Source organism: Gordonia sp. NB41Y (genome assembly GCF_030718915.1).
Classification (GTDB): Bacteria; Actinomycetota; Actinomycetes; order Mycobacteriales; family Mycobacteriaceae; genus Gordonia; species Gordonia desulfuricans.
In genome coordinates this window covers 3587171-3609721 of sequence record NZ_CP132196.1, presented here as the reverse complement: position 1 = coordinate 3609721, position 22551 = coordinate 3587171, and the positions used below count along the sequence as shown (strand labels likewise).

Sequence of the window (22551 nt, the reverse complement as noted above, 5' to 3'; positions counted from 1 at the left end):
CTCAGATCACCGTCCCGCCGTCGACCGGCAGCACCTGGCCGGTGATGTAGCCTGCGGCCCCGGATGCGAGGAACACGAACGACGGGGCGATCTCGTCCGGATATGCCCAGCGCCCCAGTGGAATCCGAGCCAAGGTCTTCTCCGCGAGCTTCTCGTTGCTGCGGATGTTCTCGGTCATCGCGGTCGCGGCGAGCGGGGCGATCGCGTTGACCGTCACCGACTGCCGGGCCAGCTCCCGGGCCAGCGACTTGGTGAATCCGACGATCGCGGCCTTGGCGGCGCCGTAGTTGGCCTGTCCGATGGTGCCGGTGAGGCCGGCCGCCGAGGTGACGTTGATGATGCGGCCGGTGCCGTCGTCGGGCAGGTGGTCGAGTACCGCATGGCTGCAGTGGTAGGTGCCCATCAGATGGGTGTCGAGCACCGCACGGAACTTCGCCTCGTCCATCTTGGGGAACATCGCGGGCTTGATCACGCCGGCGTTGTTGACCAGGATGTGCACGGTGCCGTCGCCGAGCCGGGCGGCCGCTGCGGCCGCGTCCCGGGCGTTGTCGGCGTCGCACACGTCCAGCGCGAACGCCTCGGCCACTCCGCCTTTCGCGATGATGCGCTCGGCGACCGCGGCTGCGGCGTCCTTGTTGATGTCGGTGACGAGCACACGGGCTCCGGCCGCGGCGAATGCCTCGGCGACCGCGGCACCGACGCCGCCGCCGGCACCGGTGACCATCGCGGTGCGGCCGGTGAGGCCGAAGACCGCGATGCCGTCGGGAAGGGAAGAGTTGTCGGTCATCAGTAGCTCCTGGGTAGGCCGAGGACGTGTGAGCCGAGGTAGTTCAGGATCATCTCCTGACTGATCGGTGCGATACGGGTCAGTCGGGCCTCGCGGAAATAGCGGGCCACGTTGTACTCCTCCGAGTAGCCCATGCCGCCGTGGGTCTGCAGGGCGCGGTCGGCGGCCTCGAAACCGGCGTCGGCGCACAGGTATTTGGCGGTGTTGGCCTCACGGCCGCAGGGCTGACCGTTGTCGTAGAGCCAGGTGGCCTTGCGCAGCATGAGTTCGGCGGCATCGAGGCGGGCGAGGGAATCGGCGAGCGGGAACTGGATTCCCTGGTTCTTGCCGATGGCCCGGCCGAAGACCTCGCGGTCGTTGCCGTACCGCACTGCCGCACGCATGGCGGCCCGGCCGATCCCGAGGGCCTCGGCCGCCACCAGGCACCGCTCCGGGTTGAGCCCGTCGAGGATGTAGGTGAAGCCCTTGCCCTCTTCGCCGACGCGGTCCTCCACCGGGATCTCGAGTCCGTCGATGAACAGTTCGTTGGAGGTGACCGCGTTGCGGCCCATCTTCTTGATCGGCCGGATGTCGACCTTGCTGCGGTCGAGGTCGGTGAGGAACAGCGTCATACCGTCGGTCTTGCGCGGCGACTCGTCGAATTTCTGTGTGCGCGTGAGCAGCAGGATCTTCTCCGACTCGACGGCCTTGGAGATCCACACCTTGCGCCCGTTGACGATGTACTTGTCGCCCTCGCGCTTGGCGAAGGTGGTGATCTTGGTGGTGTCGAGGCCGGCGCCGGGCTCGGTGACGCCGAAGCACACGTGCAGGTCACCGTTGACGATCCGCGGGAGTGTGCGCTGCTTGAGTTCCTCGCTGCCGTGCACGATCACCGGGTGCATGCCGAAGATCGACAGGTGCATCGAGCTCGCGCCGTTCATCCCGGCACCGGATGCGGCGACCTGTTCGAGCAGGATGGAGGCCTCGGTGATGCCGTAGCCGTGGCCGCCGTACTCCTCCGGCGTGGTGATGCCGAGCCAACCGCCGGCGGCGAAGGCATCGTAGAACTCCCGCGGGAACTCGTGCTTTTCGTCCTTCTCCTGCCAGTACTGGTCGTCGAACTTGGCGGCCAGTTCGGCGACCGCATCACGGATCGTGATCTGGTCCTCTGTCAGTGCGAAATCCACGTCGGTTCTCCATCTCTCCGGTCAGACAACTATATCAATGGACTGACCAAATAACGCAAGGGGTCAGCTGGGACTGTTTACGGGGCCGAGCAGGGCCACCGCGATGCGCTCGTTCCACGCCGCGGGGGTGCCGAACAGCGTGCGGTCGAGCTTGGCCCGCTTGTAGAACAGGTGCAGGTCGTGCTCCCACGTGTAACCGATGGCCCCGTGCACGGTGAGCGCGGTGTCGGCGAGATCGGCGACCGACCTGGTCACCTGGGCCTTGGCGACCGCGGCGATCGTCGGGGCATCGGCGAGTGCGGCGTCCACGGCGGCCGCGGCGTACAGCGCACTCGAGTACGACGCCTCCACCGTCACCAGCATCTGCGCACAGGCGTGTTTGACCGCCTGGAAGCCACCGATCAACTGCCCGAACTGTTTACGCTGTTTGCTGTAGCCGACGGCGAGATCGAGCATGCGTTCGGCGGCGCCGAGGGCATCGGCGGCGACGAGCACCGGCGCGCGCAGGGCCGAGGCCGCCAGGGACTCCGCATCCACCGGGACCAGACCCGCGACGGGTGCGTCACGGAACTCGACGGTCGCCGTCGACCGGGAGCGATCGAGCAGATCGTCGGCGGTGATCACCGCGTCGGCCGCGGCCACCTGCGCGAGCGCGGGCCCGTCCGGGCCGCGGACGGGGACGACGAACACCTCGGCCTCGGCCGCACCGAGCACATGGGGCACGACGAGGCTCAGCGTGTCGCCGGCGGTCCCGGCGTCGATCGCATCGGGCCCGGTCACCGGCGGCCGATCCGCCCGGGTCGCGAGCACCGCGCGTCGCTGCCCCTCGACCAGCGCCGTCAGGTCGGCATCGGTGAGCAACGGCGCCACGATCGCCGCGGCGAACCACCCCGAATCGGGTACCGCGGCCCTACCGAACTCTCGTGCGGCCAAGGCCAGTTCGAGGACGCCACCGCCCTGGCCGCCGGCCTGTTCGGGGTATCCCACCCCCCACCAGCCCTCGCCGATCAGCGCATCGGTGAAGGGGCTCGACGACGAGCCCTGGAGTTCCCGCACCGTCTCGGTGGGGAACTTCGCCGTGATCCACTCCCGCAGCGAGGACGCGAACATCTCCTGTTCGTCGGACAGTTCCCAATGCATGGTTTCTCCTCAGCTCGCGTTCGCGCCGTGCACGACAACTCGGATGGCGTCGACCGCCTCGGGGTTCTCCGCACTCGACAGATCACCGGGATCGGAGCCGATGGCGGCCGCACGGACCGCGCGACGCAGGATCTTGGCCGAGCGGGTCTTCGGGAGCGCGTCGACCGTCCACACCTTGGCCGGCGCGAACGGCTTTCCGACACCGTCGGCCACCAGACGACGCAGCTGCTCGGACACACCGGTGGTGTCGGCGCCGGGACGGGGAACCCAGAAGGCCCAGACCGTCTCGCCCTTCTTCGGGTCGGGCACACCGACCGCAGCGGCCTCGGCGACCGCCGGATGGGTGGTGAGCACCGACTCCACCTCGGCCGGTGCGAGCCGTTTGCCTGCGACGTTCATGACATCGTCCGAGCGGCCCAGGATGTACCACTGTCCGTCGTCGTCGACGAGGGCGAAGTCGCCGTGGCACCACATGCCGGGGAAGGTCGACCAGTAGGACTCGAGGTAACGCTCACGGTCACCCCACACGCCCCGCGTCATCGCCGGCCAGGGTTGGCGGCACACCAGCTCACCGATGCTGCCGCGCAACGACTTCCCCTCGTCGTCGACGACGTCGACATCCATGCCGAGCGAGGGTCCGCCCAGCGAGCAGCTCGGGATCGGTTCCACCGGATAGGGGGCGAGGAACGATCCGCCCACCTCGGTACCGCCGGAGAAGTTGATCACCGGGACGGCTCCGCCGAAGACGTCACGCGCCAGCCAGTCATAGGAGTCCGGATCCCACGGCTCCCCCGTCGACCCGAGGACGTGGACCGAATCGAGATCGTATGCGGCGATCTCGTCGAGCGGTGTCGCCTTGAGCGCCCGGATCAGGGTCGGTGAGACACCGAGCATGGTGATCCGGTGTCGCTGCACCAGATCCCAGAGCCGACAGGCGTCGGGGACGTCGGGCGATCCCTCGTAGAGCACCAGCGTGGCCCCGTTGGCGTGCGTGCCGAAGGCCGCCAACGGCCCCATCACCCAGCCCATGTCGGTGATCCAGCAGAAGGTCTCCCCCGGTTTCACATCGAACGAGTACGCGACCTCGGTGGCTACCTTGACGGTGAACCCGGCATGGGTGTGCACCGCCCCCTTGGGTTTTCCCGTGGTGCCGGAGGTGTATCCGAGCATCAGCGTCTGCATCGCCGGGAACGGACGGAACGTGTAGGGGACGCGATCGTCGGAGATCAGTGTGTCCCAGCGCGTGACGGTCGCATCGAGACCGTCGAGATCTGTTGGGCTGCCGACGTTGTCGATGGTGATGACCGAGGTCACCGACGGCGTGCGGTCGAGGGCCTTGGCGAGTTCGCCGATCATGTCGACGGTGCGGCCCCGGCGAACGGTGCCGTCGGCCACCACGACCGCCTTGACGTCGGCATCGGCGAGCCGGGAAGCGATTGCCGGAGCGGCGAACCCGGAGAACAGCGGGACGAGGACCGCACCGATCCCGGCCGCGGCGTAGCACGCGACCACGGCCTCCGGGATCATCGGCAGGTAGATCCCGACGGCGTCTCCCTCGGTGATCCCCAGGTCGACCAGCCCTGCGGCCACCCGGCCGACCTGATCGGCCAGTTCGCGGTAGGTGAGGGTGCGGACCGTACCGTCCTCGGCCTCATGGATGATCGCCTGGCGGTCGGCACCGTCGTCGAGCCAGCGCGTGATGCACGCGTCGACGGCGTTGAACGTCCCGCCGACGAACCACTCGGGGAACTCCACGCCCGCGCTCGTGTCGAGGACCTGCTCGTACGGGGTCGCGAACGGGATACCCAGATCGGTGATCGCGGCGTCCCAGTACCAGGCCACGTCCTCGGTCGATCGACGACGCAGCTCGCCGATCGAGTCGATTCCGTGCCTGCGGCCCAGGCGCAGCACGTTGGCGTTCGCGAGGTGGTCGGCGGTCGGATTCCACACGTAGGTACTCATCGCATCACTCTCGGCCTCGGGGCATGCCGAGCACGCGCTCGGCAGCGATGTTGCGTTGGATGTAGGTCGAACCGCCGGCGATCGCGGTGCCGCGGGCCTGGTAGGCCAGCCGTAGCCACCGCTGCTGGTCGGGGTCCCCGGCGTCGACGGCGCGCTCGCCCGTTTCCGGCGCGTCGGCGAGGCCGAACTGTCCACCGAAGTCGGAGAGTTCGAGACCGAAGTCGGCGATGTCCTCGACGAGCGGACAGAAGTAGAGCTTGCCGATCGAGGTGACCGGACCCGGCGGTTGTCCCGATGCGGCTCCGGTGATCACCCGCTGACCGATGAGGTAGTGGGTCAGTGCACGGCCGTAGAGATCGGCGATGCGCTGCCGGATCGCCGGTTGCCCCGCGAGCGGCGCACCGTCGTCGTCGGTGGAGCGGCCGATCTGCTCGACCAGGTCGGCGACGGCGCGCGTGGTGTTGACGCGGCCGGTGGCGATACCCACCCGCTCGAAGGCGAGCGTGCCCATGGCGACCTTCCAGCCGCCGTCGACCTCGCCGACCAGCGCCGAATCGGGCACGAAGACGTCGTCGAGGAAGACCTCGTTGAACTCGGCCTCGCCCAGCATGTGTTCGAGCGGCCGGACGGTGATGCCCGGTGTGTCCATCGGCAGCAGGAAGTAACTGATGCCCTTGTGCCGGTCGCCGCCACCGGTGCGGGCGAGCAGGATCGCGTTGTCGGCGATCTGGGCGCGTGAGGTCCAGATCTTCTGTCCCTGGATCGACCAGCCGCCGTCGACCTTGGTGGCCTTGGTCCGCAGGGACGCCAGGTCCGATCCCGACTCGGGCTCGGAGAACAGCTGACACCAGATCTCGTCGCCGGTGAGGATCGGCTGCAGGTACCGCTGTTTCTGCTCGTCGTTGCCGAAGGCGACGATGGTCGGCCCGGCGAAGTCCTCGCCGATGATGTTCAGGCGGTCCGGCGCCCCGGCCCGGTCCATCTCCTCGTTGAAGATGGCCTTGGTCTTGGCATCGGCACCGGCCCCGCCGAACTCCTGGGGCCAGGACAGGCCGGCGAACCCGGCGTCGAACAGCATTCGCTGCCACACCGACCAGAACTCGCGTTTGGCCTCGAGCCGCGCCGGTTCGGGCCACGGCAGCGTGGGCAGTGTGTCGGTCAGCCAGCCGCGGACCCGATCCCGGAACCGTGCCTCGTCAGGCGAATCGCTCAGATCCATTCGAACCTCCAGTTCATTAGGACCAACGTTACAATAGGTCTGACCATAAAATCCAGGAGGTTCTCATGCCGAATTCCACGGCGCAGATCGACTCCGGCAACACCGTGCTCGACGTCGTGTCGTTCGAGGTAGAGGCCGGAAAAGTGCGCGAGTTCGCGCGCGCCACACACGCCGCCGACCCCGTACACACCGACGCCGACGCCGCACATGACGCCGGTCTGACGGCCGTCGCCGCCACCCCGACGCATGTGGTGGTCGCCGGTCATCACCGCGACCAGAGGCGGTTCGTCGAGAACTTGGGTCTCGCGATCGAACGCGTGGTGGTGGGCTCGGTCGAGTGGGAGTACGCGCGGCCGCTGCTGGTGGGCGATCGCCTGACCGGCACCCGTCGGATCGTCGACGACGCGACCAGAGAAGGAAAGCGCGGTGGCACGATGCGCCTGGTCACCCTGGAGACGGCCTGGGTCGACGCCGCCGGTGACGTCGCCGTCACCCAGCGCGAGGTTCTGATCGAGCGGGGTGCCTGATGACCCGCGCGCCCATCGTCCTGACCACCGGACAGGAACTCGAGTCGCGGGAGATCGGCCCGATCACCCAGACCGACATCGTCCGATTCGCCGGCGCCGGCGGAGACTTCAACCCCCTGCACCACGACGCCGGATACGCACGCCGGGCCGGGCTCCCGGATGTGATCGCCATGGGACAGATGCAGGCGGGAATGCTCGCCGCATGGGTCACCGATCTGGTGCATGTGGAGAACCTCGTGACGTACTCGGTGCGTTTCGCCTCGCCACTGGCGATCGGAGACCGCCTCGTGCTCACCGGCCGGGTCGACGACGTCGACCCCACCGACCACATCGCTGCGCTCACCCTCGAGGCAAAGGTCGGTGACCGCGTGGTGATCTCCGGAAAGGCCCGGGTACGGACGGCATCGGAGTCCGCGGCCTGAACACCGGTCGTCGAAGCCCGGGAGCCGACGTCGGAGATGGTTGCGGACATCGTCGCCTCACCGGGTTTCGACACGGGTCCTCGCCTAACGGCTCGGTCCCGGCTCAACCACCAAAATAGCTGTGCCAGTGAATGGTTGGATGATTGGCTCCGGCTCAACCATCAAAGTAATTGCGACCGTGACTGATTGATGGTTGAGCCGACGAGGAGCGAAGCGACGAGACGAGTCGAAACCTCAGACAGCCGAACTCCCAACGCCACCACCCCAGAAGTGGTTGCGAACATCGTCGCCCCACCGGGTTTCGACACGGGTCCTCGCCTAACGGCTCGGTCCCGGCTCAACCATCACAATAGCTGTGCCAGTGGATGGTTGAGCCGACGAGGAGCGCAGCGACAAGTCGAGTCGAAACCTCAGACGGCCGAACTCACCAACGCCACCACCCCAAAAGTGGTTGCGAACACCGCCACCCCACCGGGTTTCGACACAGATCCTCGCCTAACGGCTCGGTCCCGGCTCAACCACCAAAGTAGCCGCGCCAGTTGATGGTTGAGCCGACGAGGAGCGAAGCGACAAGTCGAGTCGAAACCTCAGACAGCCGAACTCACCAACGCCACCACCCCAAAACGTGGATACGGACATCGCCACCCCACCAGGTTTCGACACAGATCCTCGCCTAACGGCTCGGTCCCGGCTCAACCACCAAAGTAGCCGCGCCAGTTGATGGTTGAGCCGACGAGGAGCGAAGCGACAAGACGAGTCGAAACCTCAGACAGCCGAACTCACCAACGCCCCCACCCCAAAACGTGGATACGGACATCGTCGCCTCACCGGGTTTCGACACGGGTCCTCGCCTAACGGCTCGGTCCCGGCTCAACCACCAAAGTCATTGACACCGCCAATAATTGATGGTTGAGCCGACGAGGAGCGCAGCGACAAGACGAGTCGAAACCTCAGACAGCCGAACTCACCAACGCCCCCACCCCAAAACGTGGTTGCGAACACCGCCACCCCACCAGGTTTCGGCACAGATCCTCGCCTAACGGCTCGGTCCCGGCTCAACCATCCAAAGTTGCAGCGCCAGTGGATGGTTGAGCCGACGAGGAGCGCAGCGACGAGACGAGTCGAAACCTCAGACGGCCGAACTCACCAACACCACCACCCCAGAAGTGGTTGCGAACACCGCCACCCCACCAGGTTTCGACACGGGTCCTCGCCTAACGGCTCGGTCCCGGCTCAACCACCCACAGCTTTGGCGGCGGCTCGGTCCCGGATCAACCATCAATTGTGCAGCGATAGCTGGTGATTGCACTCAGGGGACCAGGACGATCTTTCCGTACTCGCCCCCGGCTTCCAGACGTCGATGGGCTTCGGCGGCATCGCCGAGTGGATAGGTGGCGGCGATCGGCGGTGGGGCGACATCGCCGGCCGCGATCAGGTTCATCAGACCCCGGAAGTCCTCGGGACCACCCATGGTGGTGCCGAGCAGGCTGAACTGCCCGAAGAAGTACTTGCGTACGTCGAGGGTGACGTGCTCGGCGACGTTGGCGCCGAGGACGACGAGCCGACCGCCGGGTCGCAGGGCCCGCAGCGAATGGTCCCACAGGCCGACCGGATCGAGGACGACGTCGAATCCCTTTCCATCGGGCGAGAGTTCCTTCACCTCTTCGGGCCAGGTGTCCCGCGTGTGCAGCACGCCGCCGGCGGCACCCGCGGCGCGAGCACCCGCGAGTTTCTCCTCCGACGAGCCCGTCACATGGGTATGTGCCCCGATACCGCCTGCCAGCGACAACGCCATGGTGGAGACGCCCCCGCCCGCCCCGATGATGAGCAGCGACTCACCCGCCCGGAGTCCGGCGCGGGTCACCAGGGCACGGAAGCTGGTGACCCCGACCAGGGGAAGCGCTGCGGCCTGCTCCCACGAGTACCCCGCGGGTTTCGGTGCGAGGCATTCCTCGGGCACGTTCACGTACTGGGCGTAGGTGCCCGGCGTGGAGTCGCCGAGGATCTGGAACCCGGCCCCGGGCGCATCCGTCCGGTCGCCCCAGAACAGGGACGGCAGGATGAGGACTTCCTCACCGGTGTCGGTGCGGACACCGGCACCGTCGGCGCCAGGGGTGTGCGGCAGCGGCGAGGCGTACCGGCCCCGACGGACCAGCACGTCGTGCCAGTTGAGCGCGGCGGCGCGGATCTCGACGGTCACCCATCCGGGCCCGGGGTCTGCCAGGTCGACGTCGGTGGGCACGAGCACCCCCGGATCGCCGAACTCCGACATCACGATCGCCTTCATGACTCGTACCGCTGGAGAACGACCGTGGCCAGCGCACACGGTTTGCCCGACGAGTTCGCCGCGGCCACCCGCACGACCATCAGCGACCGGCCTCGATGAAGCACCTCTGCGCGAAAAGCGGTGGTGTCGGCGGCATTCCCCGGACGCACATAGGAGATGTCGATGCTGGTGGTCCGCAGCTCGCCGTGCGCATCGACCGCCGACATCGCCGCCAGCTCCGACCCGACGATCAGGATTCCGCCGTGGATGTTCCCCATGCCGTTGGCCGCGAACGGTGTCGGCGCCAGCTCGACGACGCCCGATCCGAAGTCCTGCACACCCAGTGCCTCACGAAGTGTCACCTCCGGAGCGGGGGCCGCGATGGTCGCGGCCGTACTCGTGGGCTGCTCTTCGACGGCCACGAGATGTGATCGCTGGGTGATCAGGGCGACGGTGGCCCCGGCGGCATCGACCACCGATCCGCGCGTCGCCCCTCCGCGCTCGTCCCGCGCCACGAGCTCGCCGGTGATCGAGACGGCCGCGCCGTCGACCGGCGGATCGGCCAGGAAGTCGACACGGATACCGAGGCTGACCGGCCATTTACCTTGCGGCGCACCGGATGCGATGACGTACCCGGTGACATCGTCCAGCGGGACGCCGAGCGCACCCCGGCACACACCGGCCACCGGATCGGCCAGCCAGGGACCGGCGGTCATGGACAGTTCCGCCGACGTCGCCGACAGCCCCACCAGATCGACCCGCAGCAAGGCCTCCGCACCGGAGACCACGAACTCGGTCGATGTCGATGTCGTCATCTGTTCAGTGTGCCCCAGCCGCCGTGGGCTGCTGCAACTCGTCGGCGATCTGCTTGCGCAGCACGTGCTTCTGGATCTTTCCGGTCGCCGTCATCGGCAGCGAGTCGATCGGGATGACGCGCTCGGGTGTCTTCTGCACGGCGACACCGCGATCGGTGAGGTATGCGCGCAGTTCCTCGACGGTGGGCGCGGTGTGACCGTCCTTGGCGACGACGTAGCAGCACACCTTCTCGCCCAGCTTCTCGTCGGGCATGCCGACGACGGCCAGCGCCAGCAGGTCGGGATGGCCGGCGAGCTTGTCCTCGACCTCACGCACACTGATGTTCATCCCGCCACGGATCACGATGTCCTTGGTGCGGCCGGTGACCCGGACGAATCCGTCGGCATCCATGACGCCGAGATCGCCGGAGCGGGAGAATCCCTCGGGGGTGAAGAGTTCGGCGGTGTCCTGGGGCCGGTTCAGATACTCGATCATGTGCGACGGACCGCGATAGGCGATGTCGCCCTCGGCCCCTCGGGGTACCTCGTAGCCGTCGGGACCGACCACCTTGACCTCGGCGCCGGGCAGTGCGGAGCCGTCGGAGGTGATCGCCCGCGACGGATCGTCGCCGACGGTGCAGGTGGTGGTCGACAGGTTCTCGCTGCGACCGTAGAGCGAGAGGATGCGTGCCTGCGGCAGTTTCGCGGTGGCGTTCTCGACCACCGTGGCCGGGATCGGCGAGCCGGCGCAGGTCCACATCCGCAGCGTCGACAGATCCGCGGTCGGGTCCTCCTCGGCCGCGGCGATCAGGGTCTGCAGGAAGGTGGTCGCGGTGACCGCCGAGGTGCAGCCGAACTTCGCGATGTCGGCGAGCCCGGCCTGCGGGGTCCACTCGGCCATCACGTGCGTGGCCGCACCGGCCATCAGCGGGATCAGCACGCTGGTCACCAGGCCGGTGGTGTGCGTGATGGGCGACGGCCCGAACTGCACGTCGTCCTCGGTGTGACCGAAGGCGACGGTCAGCATGCGGGCACCGGAGGCATAGGTGTTGAAGGTGTGCACACATCCCTTGGGCCGCGAGGTGGTCCCGGAGGTGTAGACGATGACGAACGGATCGTCAGGATGCACCCGGATGTCGAGTTCGGCGTCGGCGGCGGCCGGATCGACGTCGGTGAGGATGAGATCCTCGAGCACCCGGATGTCGCGCTCGGCCAGTGCCGGCCGTACCGACTCCGGTGCGCGGACCGCCACGATCGTCTCGAGGGTCGGCGAGTCCTTGCGGATCTCCTCGAACATGCCGGCGTAGTCGAATCCCTTGAACTCGAACGGGGCGATCGCCACCGACACCTCGGCGTCGGAGACGACGTGTGCGACCTCGTCCTTGCGGTAGATCGGCATGATGGGGACCATCACGGCCCCGATCCGTGCGAGCGATGCCGCGACGACGATGAATGCCGCCCAGTTGGGAAGCTGCACGGCCACACGGGCACCCGCCCGGACCCCACCGCGATGGAGTCCGACGGCCAGCTGCTGCGACGAGGTGTACAGCTCGGCGAAGGTCAGGGCGTGCACCCCGTCGGTGACGAAGACCTTGTCGGGCATCGACTCGGCGCGCGACCGCAGCAGTTCGGTGAAGTTCTCGTCGGCCCATTGGCCGGCGGCGTAGTACTCGTCGATCTGTTCCTGGGTGTAGCGACCCAGGTTGCGTCCACCGCTCATGATGTGGCCTCCATCTCATCGTCTTGCATACGTCCAAAGGTTAAAAAGGTCTGACCGAAAAATCAATAGGGTTCGGTTGTCCGATTTCGGACCCGCGCAAAGATCACCCCTCCGGGGGAATTCGATCCCCCATCGGGGGTATCTTCATTGGTCAGACCGAAAAGTCGATTGCGCCGGTGGTTCCGACTGGCAATTCTGGAGTGACACCGTTCACATTCACCGGGAACGGTCCCCCGCGGATTCCAGGGCTCGCCCGATCCGGGACGGCCCCCGATCCGAGGCCTTCGGAGCGACCCCGACTCCCCACGATCACCACCCCAGAAGCACTATCCGGAATCGAGACAGGAGCCCCATGACCACCATCGACTATCCCGAGCTGTACCTCGGCGGAGCGTGGCACCGGCCCACCACCGCCGACCGCATCGAGGTGCGTTCCCCGGCCACCGAGGAGATCATCGGGTCGGTGCCGGCCGGCGCACCCGGTGACATCGACAACGCCGTCGCCGCAGCCCGCAACGCCTTCGACGATCCGACCGGCTGGGCGACCTGGCATCCCAAGCAGCGCGCCGAGGTCCTCGAGCGGTTCGCCGCCGAGCTCGAGTCCCGGGCGGGTGAGACCGCCCGCCGTGTGACCATCCAGAACGGCATGCCGATCTGGCTCGCCGAGCAGTTCGAGGGCGGTTTCCCGTCGGTCCTGGTGCGCTACTTCAGCGACATGATGGTGAACTCCGCCGAGGTCGACACCCGTCCGGGCATGCTCGGTGGGACCGCCCTCGTCTCACGCAAGCCGATCGGCGTCGTCGGCGCCATCGTGCCGTGGAATGTGCCCCAGGCGATCACCTTCCTCAAGCTCGCGCCCGCGCTCGCCGCCGGCTGCACCGTGGTGCTCAAGCCCGCCGAGGAGACCGTCCTCGACGCCTTCCTGATGGCCGAGGCCGCCCTCGCCGCGGGTCTGCCCGAGGGCGTCCTGAACGTGGTGCCCGGTGGACGCGAACTCGGCGCCTACCTGGTGGAGCATCCCGGCATCGACAAGGTGTCGTTCACCGGTTCCACCGCGGCCGGGCGCGCCATCGCCGAGACCTGCGGCCGGCTGCTGCGGCCGGTCACCCTCGAACTCGGCGGCAAGTCGGCGGCCATCCTGCTCGACGACGTCGACCTGGGTGCCTCGATGGAATCCCTGTTCGCCGCAACACTGTTGAACAACGGCCAGATCTGCTGGCTCAACACCCGCGTACTCGCACCCCGGTCGCGCTACGGCGAGGTCGTCGATGCGATCACCGCCCTGGCATCGTCACTGGAGATCGGCGACCCGCTCGATCCGGCCACCAAGATCGGCCCGCTGGTCTCGTCCCGTCAGCGGGACCGCGTCGAGGGCTACATCGCCAAGGGCAAGGCCGAGGGCGCTCGGCTGACCACCGGCGGCGGCCGCCCGGCACTCGATTCCGGATGGTTCGTCGAACCCACCGTCTTCGCCGATCTGGACAACACCGCGACCATCGCGCGTGAGGAGATCTTCGGCCCGGTCCTCTCGGTGATCCCGTTCGAGGACGACGAGCAGGCCCTGGCGATCGCCAACGACAGCGATTACGGCCTCGGCGGCACCGTCTGGTCGTCGGACATCGAGCGTGCGTCGGCGCTGGCGAGCCGCGTGCGTTCGGGCACCGTCGGGGTGAACCACTACTCCAACGACCCGGTCGCACCGTTCGGCGGGATCAAGAACAGCGGGATGGGCCGCGAGCTGGGACCCGAGGGACTGCACGCGTTCCAGCAACTGCACACCGTCTACCTCCCGCCGGCGGGCTGATCGGAGGGTCGTCGAACACCGTGTACACTGTGCGCCATATCACAGCCCGCCCCGAAGGAGGCGACTCCATGTCGAATCCGGAGACGCCGGATTCGCAAGCACGTGCGCTGACCGCGTTCTTGCGGAATCTCCGTGCCGCCGACCTCGACAGCTTCGCCTCGACCGCGGTGGCCTCGGCGTGCACCGATCTCGGGTTCTGCAAGGCGATGTTCTCGTGGGTCGACGGTCCCGCGTGGCGGCCGGCGGCAGTGTTCGTCTCCCCCACCCTCGACACGGTGTTCGACGACCTGATCGACGCAGTGGACGGGTCGGCGGTACCGCTTCTCCGGGCGCCTCGCGAGGCCGACCTGGTGCGCTACCGCCGACCGTTCATCCTGGGGAAGAAGGACTACCGGCACTCCTACCGCCCACTCATCGACCTCTCGTATCCGGCCGCCTATGCAGCCGCACCCATCGTGGCCTTCGGCCGGACGGTGGCGATCCTGCACGTCGATCACCACGCCGACGCCGTCGGCCCCGAGGATCTGACGCTGCTGGCCCGCAGTGCACACCTGTGCAGCCTGAGTTACTCCACATTGGAGCGACGGGCCCGGGTGCGCGACCAGCAGACCGCGGTACGCACAGCCCTGGCGGCGATGTCGCCGCCATCCGGACATCCGGCCCCGCCCGACCGTATTCCACTGTCCGACACGGTATTCGGCACATCGACGACAGCCTCGGCGACAGCGGCCCCGGTGACGACGGGCCCCATCGACAGCCTCACCGACCGGGAGCACGAGGTGCTACGCCTCTTGGCGACCGGGGCGTCGAATCGATCCATCGCCGAACATCTGTACATCTCCGACGGCACTGTGAAATCGCATGTGCACCGGATCTTCCGAAAGGTCGGCGTCCAGACACGCGCACAGGCCGCGGCGCTCTACCGGGCCCGGACAGCACACACTTCGGCGTCGTGAGTGCGCCACTCCTCACACGCCACGATTCTCCGGCCCCGAGCTACGTGAGCGGTGACGACATTCGTGAGCGGTAACGGCGGTTCCGCCCATCTGGACCGGGCGATCATCGCGATCACCCAGGCGCGCAACGAGAACGAGATCGCACTCCTGCTCGCCGAGTTCGGCACCGTACTGACCGGCGCCGACGCCGCAGAGGTCGTGGAGATCGGCGACGACGGCGGCCGACGTGTGTCGCATTCGCTCCCCTGCCCGGACCTGTACGCCGGGCTCGGCACCGAGGACTGGTCGCGGATCGTGCGTGGTGCGCTCGACGGCCCGACCGTCATATCCCCCGCCGTCATATCCCCGACCGTCATCTCCCCGACTGGCACGCCCCCCTCGGCGCGCACCCGCGTCGTCACCTGCGTCCCGGTGTTCTCGGATGCGCCACTCCTGCCCGATGCGCCCGTTCTCGCCGATGTGCCCGCATTCCCCGGAGCCAGAACACGATCGGCACTTCTCCTGGCCGGCCGACCGGCCCGGGACGGGCTCGACGAGGTGACCCTGCTGGCCGAGGTCGCCGCAGCGGCAGCCGAGAGCATCACCGCCCGGCGTTCCCTGCGTCTGCATTCCGAGCAGCTCGGTCTGCTCGGGGCACGGTTGATGACGTTGGCCGACAGGAACATCGACGACGATCTCGGCCCGGCCCCGCAGCCCGAGGACGATACCGCGACGACCACCGCCGATCTCACCGACCGGGAACGGGAGATACTGGAGGTGGTCGTCTCCGGGGCATCGAATTCCCAGATCGCCGAGCGATTCACGATCTCCGTGGAGACCGTGAAGTCGCACGTCAAACGGATTCTCCGGAAGCTGAACGCCGCCAACAGGTCCGAGCTGATCGCCAGATACGGCGGGCTCGGTTCGGCCGTCACAGCCCCGAATCCACCACCTCCACATGGATCTCGTCCTGATCCGAGATGATCAGCTGGCATGCCAACCGTGAATTGGGTTGCGCGCCATCGAGGAACTCGACGAGTTCCAGTTCCTCCTCCGTGGGGTCGTCGAACTGTGCGTGCGCGCCGGCCGGGAGGTACACATGGCAGGTCGCACACGAACAACTGCCACCACACTCGGCGACGATGCCGGGAAGATTGTTGCGAACGGATCCGTCCATCACGCTCTGACCCGTGGGGACCTCGACGGTTCGCGCCTCGCCGTCGGGAAGATGATAGGTGACCTTGGCCATGGGAACTCCTGGTGGTGAAGGGGATCGCGGACCGGCGACCACCCGGCGGTACTGATACGCAGGACTGGGATCGGTTGCGTGACATCGATTCTGAGGAGCACAGATCGTGGAGTTCATCACCAGGGCGGGGGATCGGCATCCCCCATCGGGGTGAACCGCCCTCCGTCCGCCGTCATCGGCGTCACCCCAGCCGCTCCGATATCCCTCCAGCGGCCACCGCGTCCCCCACTCCAGGGTGACGCCCGTCACTACTCAGTCGCAGAAACTGGTCGTACCACAGCCATTCGACGCAGGAGATCCCATGACCTCAACGATCCGGCCGGAGTCCGACACCACGGTCCCCGACGATGTCGCCGCACAGATCGTCCTCCCGGAGGGACATCGCGACGACGATCGCCTCTTCGAGGCCTACCGGTGGTTGCGCGACAACCAGCCGCTCGGGCTCGCATCCGTCGACGGGTACGACCCGGTGTATCTCGTGAGCAAGCATGCCGACATCATGGAGATCGAGCGTCAGCCCGACATCTTCACCAGCGCCGGGGGCGAGAACAAGGGCGCCTTCAATCCCATTCTCGCCAATCGCGCCGGCGACGAGTTCACCAGGTCGATCAACAACGGCAGCCTGCGCATCCTGGAGACACTCACCTACCTCGACCCGCCGGAACACACCGTCGTCAAGGACATTGCCGCCGAGTGGTTCCGGCCCAACAACCTCAAGCAATGGGAAGACGCCATCCGGGTACTCGCCCGCGAGTCGGTGGACCGGCTCCTGGCCACCGACGGCCGGATCGACTTCGTCAAGGACTTCGCCCTGCAGTACCCGCTGCACGTGATCATGAGCCTGTTCGGCGTCCCGGAGTCCGACGAGCCCCGCATGATGACCCTGACCCAGGAGTTCTTCGGGACCGCCGACCCCGACGCGGCCCGCGATGACGTGGAACCGTTGACACCGGATGCCGCCGCCCAGCAGTGGGTGGCCACCATCAACGACTTCTACGCCTACTTCGACGAGCTGCTGATGGACCGGCGGGCCAACCCGACCGGCGATCTGGCATCGATCATCGCGACCGCGACCACTGCAGACGGCGACTACTTCCCGAAGGAGGTGGCCTACGGGTACTTCATCGCGATCGCCACGGCAGGCCACGACACCACCTCGTCGACGCTGGCCGGCGGGGTGCGGGCGATCGCACAGAATCCGGGACTGCTCCAGCGGCTCCAAGGGGATCTGTCACTGGTCCCCAACCTGGTCAACGAGTCACTGCGGTGGGCGTCGCCGGTCAAGCACTTCATGCGAACAGCCTTGCAGCCCTACACCCTTCGAGGTGTCGATCTGCACCCGGGTGACCGGTTCATGCTGCTGTACCAGAGCGGAAACCGCGACAGCGACGTGTTCGTCGATCCGGATGTGTTCAACATCGACCGCCGGCCCAACAAGCACATCGCCTTCGGATACGGGCCACACATGTGCATCGGCCAGCATCTGGCCAAGCTCGAACTCAAGATCATGTTCGAGACCCTGCTGCCGCATCTCGAGGCCGTCGAGCTCGACGGCGACGCACGGTTCATCCAGACGAACTTCGTCGGCGGTCTGAAGAACATGCCGGTACGGCTCACCCTGAGGCAGCGGTGACCACACCCCAGGGTCCGGTCGTCATCGTCGGCGCCGGGCACGGTGGCGCCGGAATCGCCGCACTGCTGCGGCAATCCGGCTTCACCGGTCCGGTGACCCTCCTCGGGACCGAGCAACACCACCCCTATCATCGGCCGCCCCTGTCGAAGAAGTTCGACGACGCGACACTGCGGCAGCTCCTGCGTCCCGAAGAGTTCTATGCCGGCAACGCGATCGACCTGCGGCTCGGGGTCACCGTGAGCGAGATCCGGCGGGACCAGCGGGTCGTGGTGACCGAGACCGGCACCCAGATCCCCTACGCCACGCTCGTGCTGGCCACCGGCTCCCGCCCGCGGGTCCTCGACGTCGCCGGGTCGTCGCGGTCCGATGTGCACACCCTGCGCACCATCGACGACGCGGGAGCACTGCGCCGATCACTCTCGCGCGGTGGCGATCTGGCGATCATCGGCGGCGGCTATGTGGGGATGGAGGTCGCCGCGGTCGCCCGGAATCGGGGCATCGCCGTCACGGTGATCGAGCGCGAGGACCGAATCCTCGCGCGCGTCGCCGGACCGGAGCTCTCGTCGCTGCTCACCGAGCACCATCGGCGTCACGGTGTTCGCATCGTGACCGGGCGATCGGTCTCGGAGGTTCGCGGGGTGGGCACCGAGGTCACCGGCGTGACCCTCGACGACGGAAGCGTCATCGACTGCGGCACGGTACTGGTCGGAGTCGGCGCCGTCGCCGCCGAAGACCTGGCATCCGCCGCCGGGCTGGCGTGTGACGGTGGCGTTCTCACCGACGACGACGGCCGCACCAGCGATCCGCACGTCTTCGCCATCGGCGATGTCGCCCGCCGGCCGGTCGCCGGATACGACGGTCTGCGTCGTCTCGAATCGATTCCGGCGGCCACCGACCACGCCAAGCGGGCGGTGGCGGCGATCCTCGGACTCGAGCCCGGCCGCACCGAGGTGCCCTGGTTCTGGTCGGATCAGTTCGACCTCAAGCTCAAGATCGCCGGCCTCGTCATGCCCGACGACCAGGTCGTCACCCGCCGGTCGCCGACCGGGACGTCGGTGTCGTTCTTCCACATCCGACCCGACGGCACCGTCGGCGCGGTCGAGGCGGTGGACGCACCGGCCGACTTCATGGCGGGTAAGAAGCTGATCGAGGCGGGCGTCACGGTCGATCCGGCCACTCTGGCCGATCCATCGGTACCGCTGAAGCAACTCATCGCCCGCAGTGTGGCGCACACGTGAACCGAGGGCCGAGAACCGGCCGAAACGCATCCATCTGAGATCCCACCCAGAGGAGAAATCATGAAATCCACTGCAGCCCTGCTGACCGGTGTCGGCAGCGACTTCGAGATCGCCGAGATCGACATCGACGGCCCGCGTCCCGGTGAAGTGCTGGTCGAGATCGCGGCCGCCGGACTCTGCCACACCGATCTCGCGGCCCGTGACGGCGTGTTGCCGATCGAGTACCCCGGGGTCGTCGGCCACGAGGGTGCGGGCACCGTGATCGCGATCGGCGAGGGCGTCACCAAGGTCGGTGTCGGCGACCGGGTCAGCCTGACGTTCAACAGCTGCGGGCACTGCCACACTTGCACCACCGGACGCCAATCCTATTGTGAGAACTTCAATCTGAAGAACTATGGCGGTGTCCGCGACGACGGCAGCAAGCCGCTGCACCAGGACGGCCGGCCGGTGGGCGGCATGTTCTTCGGTCAGTCGTCGTTCGCCACTGTCGCACTGGCGAACGAACGCAACACGGTGAAGATCGATGCCGACATACCGTTCGAGATGCTCGCCCCGCTGGGTTGCGGTATCCAGACCGGCGTGGGTGCGGTGACCCGATCCCTGAAGGCGCAGAAGGGATCGACGATCGCGATCGCCGGTGGCGGTTCGGTGGGGCTGGCGGCGGTGATGGGCGCGGTCCTCGCCGAGTGTGCGACGATCATCGTCGTCGAGCCCAATGAACGGCGTCGTGCGCTCGCGCTCGAACTGGGTGCCACCCATGCGCTCGATCCCGCGGCAGGCGATGTCACCGAACAGATCCGGGCAATCGTGGCACGTGGTGTCGACCACGTCCTCGACACCACCGGAATCCCGGCCGTGGTCACCACACTCATCGGCGCCACCGCGGTCCGCGGATCGGTCGGCCTGATCGGGGTACCCTCGGATGCCACCGCCGCCATCGAGCTCAACATCATCGCCGTGCTCACCCTCGGCCTGACCGTCATGGGCATCATCGAGGGGGATTCCACGCCGGACGAGTTCATCCCCGAACTGGTCGAGCACCACCTCGCCGGTCGCCTCCCCCTGGAGAAGCTCGTCACCACCTTCCCGTTCGCCGAGATCAACTCGGCGGTGAAGATCCAACACGACGGCGGTGTGGTGAAGCCGGTGCTGATGTTCGACTGATCCGCGTCGACAATCGTCCGGCCCGGGCGAATGCGGATATGCTGCACCCCGGAACGCCACCACGTTCGAGGTGGTCACCGACACCGCCGACTCACCGGGTTTCGACACGGGTCCTCGCGATGCTCGGTCCCGGCTCAACCATCAAATTTTGTTGCCGACGTTGATGATTGAGTTGACAGCCATCAAAAGATGCAGCCGCGGTTGATGGTTGAGCCGGTGAGGAGCGCAAGCGATGAGACGTGTCGAAACCTCCGCCGGCCAACCCCGCAACGCCACCACGTTCGAGGTGGTCACCGACACCGCCGACCCACCGGGTTTCGACACGGGTCCTCGCGATGCTCGGTCCCGGCTCAACCATCAAATTTTGTTGCCGACGTTGATGATTGAGTTGACAGCCATCAAAAGATGCAGCCGCGGTTGATGGTTGAGCCGGTGAGGAGCGCAAGCGACGAGACGTGTCGAAACCTCCGCCGGCCAACCCCGCAACGCCACCACGTTCGAGGCGGTCACCGACACCGCCGACCCACCGGGTTTCGACACGGGTCCTCGCGATGCTCGGTCCCGGCTCAACCATCAAATTTTGTTGCCGACGTTGATGATTGAGTTGACAGCCATCAAAAGATGCAGCCGCGGTTGATGGTTGAGCCGGTGAGGAGCGCAAGCGACGAGACGTGTCGAAACCTCCGCCGGCCAACCCCGCAACGCCACCACATTCGAGGCGTTCACCGACACCGCCGACTCACCAGGTTTCGACACGGGTCCTCGCGATGCTCGGTCCCGGCTCAACCACCAAACGGTGCGGCGGTTGTTGGGTCCTCGCGATGCTCGGTCCCGGCTCAACCTTCAAAGATTCAGAGCCCGTGGATGGTTGAGCCGACGATGATCGAAGCGGCGAGATGTGTCGAAGCCTCTGCCGGCCGAACCGCCTACAGGGGAAGCAGCAGTTTGCGATTGTGCCTTGAACCGATCCGCCGACGGCAATGCTCGTCGAGGGCGGCCGACTGTGCGACGTCGAGGCGGACCAGGCCCGCCCGTAGTGCCGAACGCACCCGGGTGTAGAACGCCGACGGCGGCATCCCGAAGGTCAGGAAGATCTCCTCCTCCGGGGTGTCGAACGGCGCCCAAGCCAGAGCGAACCGCACCATGTCGGCGGAAGCGGCAGTGGTCTGCGAGGTCTGCATCTCGCCCTCCTTTCGTTGTGTTTATGGTATGACCAAATAAGTGGACGGTCAACCATCTCGGCCCATCTCGTGATGGGCTGTGGATCGTTCATCTGTTTGGTCGTACCATACGATCTATTACGCCAATAGGCGCGACAATCACCACGACGTCAGGATGGTCCATGATCTCCTTCGAGTTCACCGAGGAACAACAACAGTTCGCCAAGGTGCTGCGCGACTTCAGCACCAAAGAACTTCTCCCCCACTACACCCGGCGTGCGGCGAGCACCGATTTCCCGTACGAGGCATTCGCGCGCCTGGGAGAGCTGGGGGTGCTCGGCATCGGGCTTCCCGAGCGGTTCGGCGGCACCGGCACCGAGGATCCACTGCTGCTCGGCCTGGCCACCGAGGTCCTGGCCGAGGGTGACATCAATCTGGCATCGGCGCCCATCCAGGTCGGGCTGGTGGGCTCCCAGCTCGTTCACTCGAGTGACGAAGTCCAGGAACGGTATCTGCCCGCACTGATCGAGGGCCGGGAGACCCTGGCCATCGCGCTGACCGAGCCCGGCTCCGGCTCGGATGCCGGCGCCCTGCGGACCACCGCCACCCCGGTCGACGGGGGCTGGCGGCTCTCCGGCGAGAAGACCGCCATCAGCTGGGCCATGAACGCCTCGGCCACGCTCGTCTATGCCCGGACCCCGGGCACCAGCCGCTCGAAGGGCGTGAGCTGCTTCGTCGTCCCGATGGACGCCGAGGGCGTGACCCGCCATCACATGCTGGGGATGGGATGCCTGCCGATCGGCTGGGGCTCGATCCACCTCGACGACGTCTTCATCCCCACCAGCCACCTGGTCGGCGAGGAGGGCCGTGGATTCGCAGCGGTGATGAACCACTTCGACTTCAGCCGCGCCGCAATCGGTTTGATGTGCCTGGGTGCGGCCCGGCAGAGTCTGGACGAGGCGGTGACCTACTCCGAGCAGCGCGAGACCTTCGGCCAGCCGATCTCGACCTACCAGGGCGTCTCGTTCGGCATCGCCGAGCAGGCCACCCTGGTCGAGGCGGCCCGGCTGCTCTGCTACAAGGCCCTGTGGTCGCGGGAGGCCGGCCTCCCGCACACGGCACTGGCGTCGATGAGCAAGTGGTGGCCGCCGCAGGTCGCGCGGCAGGCCATCGAGGTGGCCATGCGAATCCACGGAAACCTGGGCTACGCAGCCGAATTCCCGCATCAGGCCCGCTACCGTGACGTGATGGCCTACCTGGTGGCGGCCGACGGCAGCGCCGAGATCCAGAAGCGCATCATCTCCGGCGACATCTACAAGCGCGGTTCCACCGCATTCTGATCCACTTCGGTATCGACGAGACCGC

General features: G+C 67.1%; 19 protein-coding genes. 9 read left to right on the top strand and 10 right to left on the bottom strand.

Annotated features, from left to right (window positions below; genetic code table 11):
• Position 1 precedes the first annotated feature (1 nt).
• From Q9K23_RS15575 to Q9K23_RS15555, 5 genes are all read right to left on the bottom strand, one after another.
• Positions 2 to 787 (bottom strand): SDR family NAD(P)-dependent oxidoreductase, encoded by a 786-nt coding sequence (locus Q9K23_RS15575; protein ID WP_053777333.1) that lies wholly within the window; start codon positions 785 to 787, stop codon positions 2 to 4.
• Positions 787 to 1953, bottom strand: coding sequence for an acyl-CoA dehydrogenase family protein (locus Q9K23_RS15570; RefSeq protein WP_020793923.1), 1167 nt, complete (start codon positions 1951 to 1953; stop codon positions 787 to 789). The genes Q9K23_RS15575 and Q9K23_RS15570 overlap by 1 nt, the downstream gene beginning before the upstream one ends.
• 63 nt (positions 1954 to 2016) lie before the next feature.
• Positions 2017 to 3093 (bottom strand): acyl-CoA dehydrogenase family protein, encoded by a 1077-nt coding sequence (locus tag Q9K23_RS15565; protein ID WP_053777334.1) that lies wholly within the window; start codon positions 3091 to 3093, stop codon positions 2017 to 2019.
• Positions 3094 to 3102: 9 nt separating this feature from the next.
• The gene (locus Q9K23_RS15560) at positions 3103 to 5055 is read right to left on the bottom strand and encodes an AMP-binding protein (protein WP_053777335.1); all 1953 of its coding nucleotides are present in this window, start codon (positions 5053 to 5055) and stop codon (positions 3103 to 3105) included.
• Positions 5056 to 5059: 4 nt separating this feature from the next.
• Positions 5060 to 6274: an acyl-CoA dehydrogenase family protein gene (locus tag Q9K23_RS15555; protein ID WP_020792570.1), complete on the bottom strand. Its 1215-nt coding sequence runs from the start codon at positions 6272 to 6274 to the stop codon at positions 5060 to 5062.
• 65 nt (positions 6275 to 6339) lie between these two features.
• Here Q9K23_RS15555 and Q9K23_RS15550 point away from each other — a divergent pair, with 65 nt between their 5' ends.
• Entirely contained in the window at positions 6340 to 6801 is a 462-nt protein-coding gene (locus Q9K23_RS15550; RefSeq protein ID WP_020792566.1) for a MaoC family dehydratase N-terminal domain-containing protein, read from the top strand.
• Positions 6801 to 7223 (top strand): MaoC/PaaZ C-terminal domain-containing protein, encoded by a 423-nt coding sequence (locus Q9K23_RS15545; RefSeq protein WP_020792564.1) that lies wholly within the window; start codon positions 6801 to 6803, stop codon positions 7221 to 7223. The genes Q9K23_RS15550 and Q9K23_RS15545 overlap by 1 nt, the downstream gene beginning before the upstream one ends.
• Before the next feature lie 1309 nt (positions 7224 to 8532).
• Here the strand turns inward: Q9K23_RS15545 and Q9K23_RS15540 are convergent.
• Genes Q9K23_RS15540 through Q9K23_RS15530 form a run of 3 tightly spaced genes read right to left on the bottom strand, consistent with a single transcriptional unit; the run spans position 8533 to position 12003 of the window.
• Positions 8533 to 9510: a zinc-binding dehydrogenase gene (locus tag Q9K23_RS15540; protein ID WP_053777336.1), complete on the bottom strand. Its 978-nt coding sequence runs from the start codon at positions 9508 to 9510 to the stop codon at positions 8533 to 8535.
• Positions 9507 to 10304, bottom strand: coding sequence for a hotdog domain-containing protein (locus tag Q9K23_RS15535; protein WP_020790828.1), 798 nt, complete (start codon positions 10302 to 10304; stop codon positions 9507 to 9509). Before Q9K23_RS15535 ends, Q9K23_RS15540 begins: the two co-directional genes overlap by 4 nt.
• A gap of 4 nt (positions 10305 to 10308) precedes the next feature.
• Entirely contained in the window at positions 10309 to 12003 is a 1695-nt protein-coding gene (locus Q9K23_RS15530) for an AMP-binding protein (protein WP_020790836.1), read from the bottom strand.
• Between the two features lie 352 nt (positions 12004 to 12355).
• Here Q9K23_RS15530 and Q9K23_RS15525 point away from each other — a divergent pair, with 352 nt between their 5' ends.
• The 3 genes from Q9K23_RS15525 (at position 12356) to Q9K23_RS15515 (ending at position 15726) form a co-directional block, all read left to right on the top strand.
• Complete coding sequence (locus tag Q9K23_RS15525) at positions 12356 to 13807, top strand: aldehyde dehydrogenase (protein ID WP_053777337.1); 1452 nt, start codon at positions 12356 to 12358, stop codon at positions 13805 to 13807.
• Positions 13808 to 13875: 68 nt separating this feature from the next.
• Positions 13876 to 14763, top strand: a complete 888-nt coding sequence (locus Q9K23_RS15520; protein WP_020790834.1) for a helix-turn-helix transcriptional regulator — start codon at positions 13876 to 13878, stop codon at positions 14761 to 14763.
• Between the two features lie 63 nt (positions 14764 to 14826).
• Positions 14827 to 15726: a helix-turn-helix transcriptional regulator gene (locus Q9K23_RS15515; RefSeq protein WP_261977930.1), complete on the top strand. Its 900-nt coding sequence runs from the start codon at positions 14827 to 14829 to the stop codon at positions 15724 to 15726.
• Here the strand turns inward: Q9K23_RS15515 and Q9K23_RS15510 are convergent.
• Complete coding sequence (locus tag Q9K23_RS15510) at positions 15674 to 15991, bottom strand: 2Fe-2S iron-sulfur cluster-binding protein (RefSeq protein ID WP_053777339.1); 318 nt, start codon at positions 15989 to 15991, stop codon at positions 15674 to 15676. The genes Q9K23_RS15515 and Q9K23_RS15510 overlap by 53 nt on opposite strands.
• A 301-nt stretch (positions 15992 to 16292) precedes the next feature.
• On the opposite strand from Q9K23_RS15510, the gene Q9K23_RS15505 reads away from it, so the two are divergent.
• The 3 genes from Q9K23_RS15505 to Q9K23_RS15495 are packed head-to-tail and all read left to right on the top strand — an operon-like array spanning position 16293 to position 20026.
• Positions 16293 to 17624, top strand: coding sequence for a cytochrome P450 (locus Q9K23_RS15505; protein ID WP_020790825.1), 1332 nt, complete (start codon positions 16293 to 16295; stop codon positions 17622 to 17624).
• On the top strand, positions 17621 to 18862 hold the full coding sequence (locus Q9K23_RS15500) for an FAD-dependent oxidoreductase (RefSeq protein ID WP_020790827.1): 1242 nt from the start codon (positions 17621 to 17623) through the stop codon (positions 18860 to 18862). Before Q9K23_RS15505 ends, Q9K23_RS15500 begins: the two co-directional genes overlap by 4 nt.
• Positions 18863 to 18922: 60 nt before the next feature.
• Positions 18923 to 20026, top strand: a complete 1104-nt coding sequence (locus Q9K23_RS15495; protein ID WP_020790835.1) for an NAD(P)-dependent alcohol dehydrogenase — start codon at positions 18923 to 18925, stop codon at positions 20024 to 20026.
• A 926-nt stretch (positions 20027 to 20952) separates the two neighbouring features.
• Here Q9K23_RS15495 and Q9K23_RS15490 read toward each other — a convergent pair.
• The gene (locus Q9K23_RS15490) at positions 20953 to 21207 is read right to left on the bottom strand and encodes a hypothetical protein (protein ID WP_020794655.1); all 255 of its coding nucleotides are present in this window, start codon (positions 21205 to 21207) and stop codon (positions 20953 to 20955) included.
• Between the two features lie 161 nt (positions 21208 to 21368).
• Here Q9K23_RS15490 and Q9K23_RS15485 point away from each other — a divergent pair, with 161 nt between their 5' ends.
• Positions 21369 to 22526: an acyl-CoA dehydrogenase gene (locus Q9K23_RS15485; RefSeq protein ID WP_020793457.1), complete on the top strand. Its 1158-nt coding sequence runs from the start codon at positions 21369 to 21371 to the stop codon at positions 22524 to 22526.
• Positions 22527 to 22551: the final 25 nt, after the last annotated feature.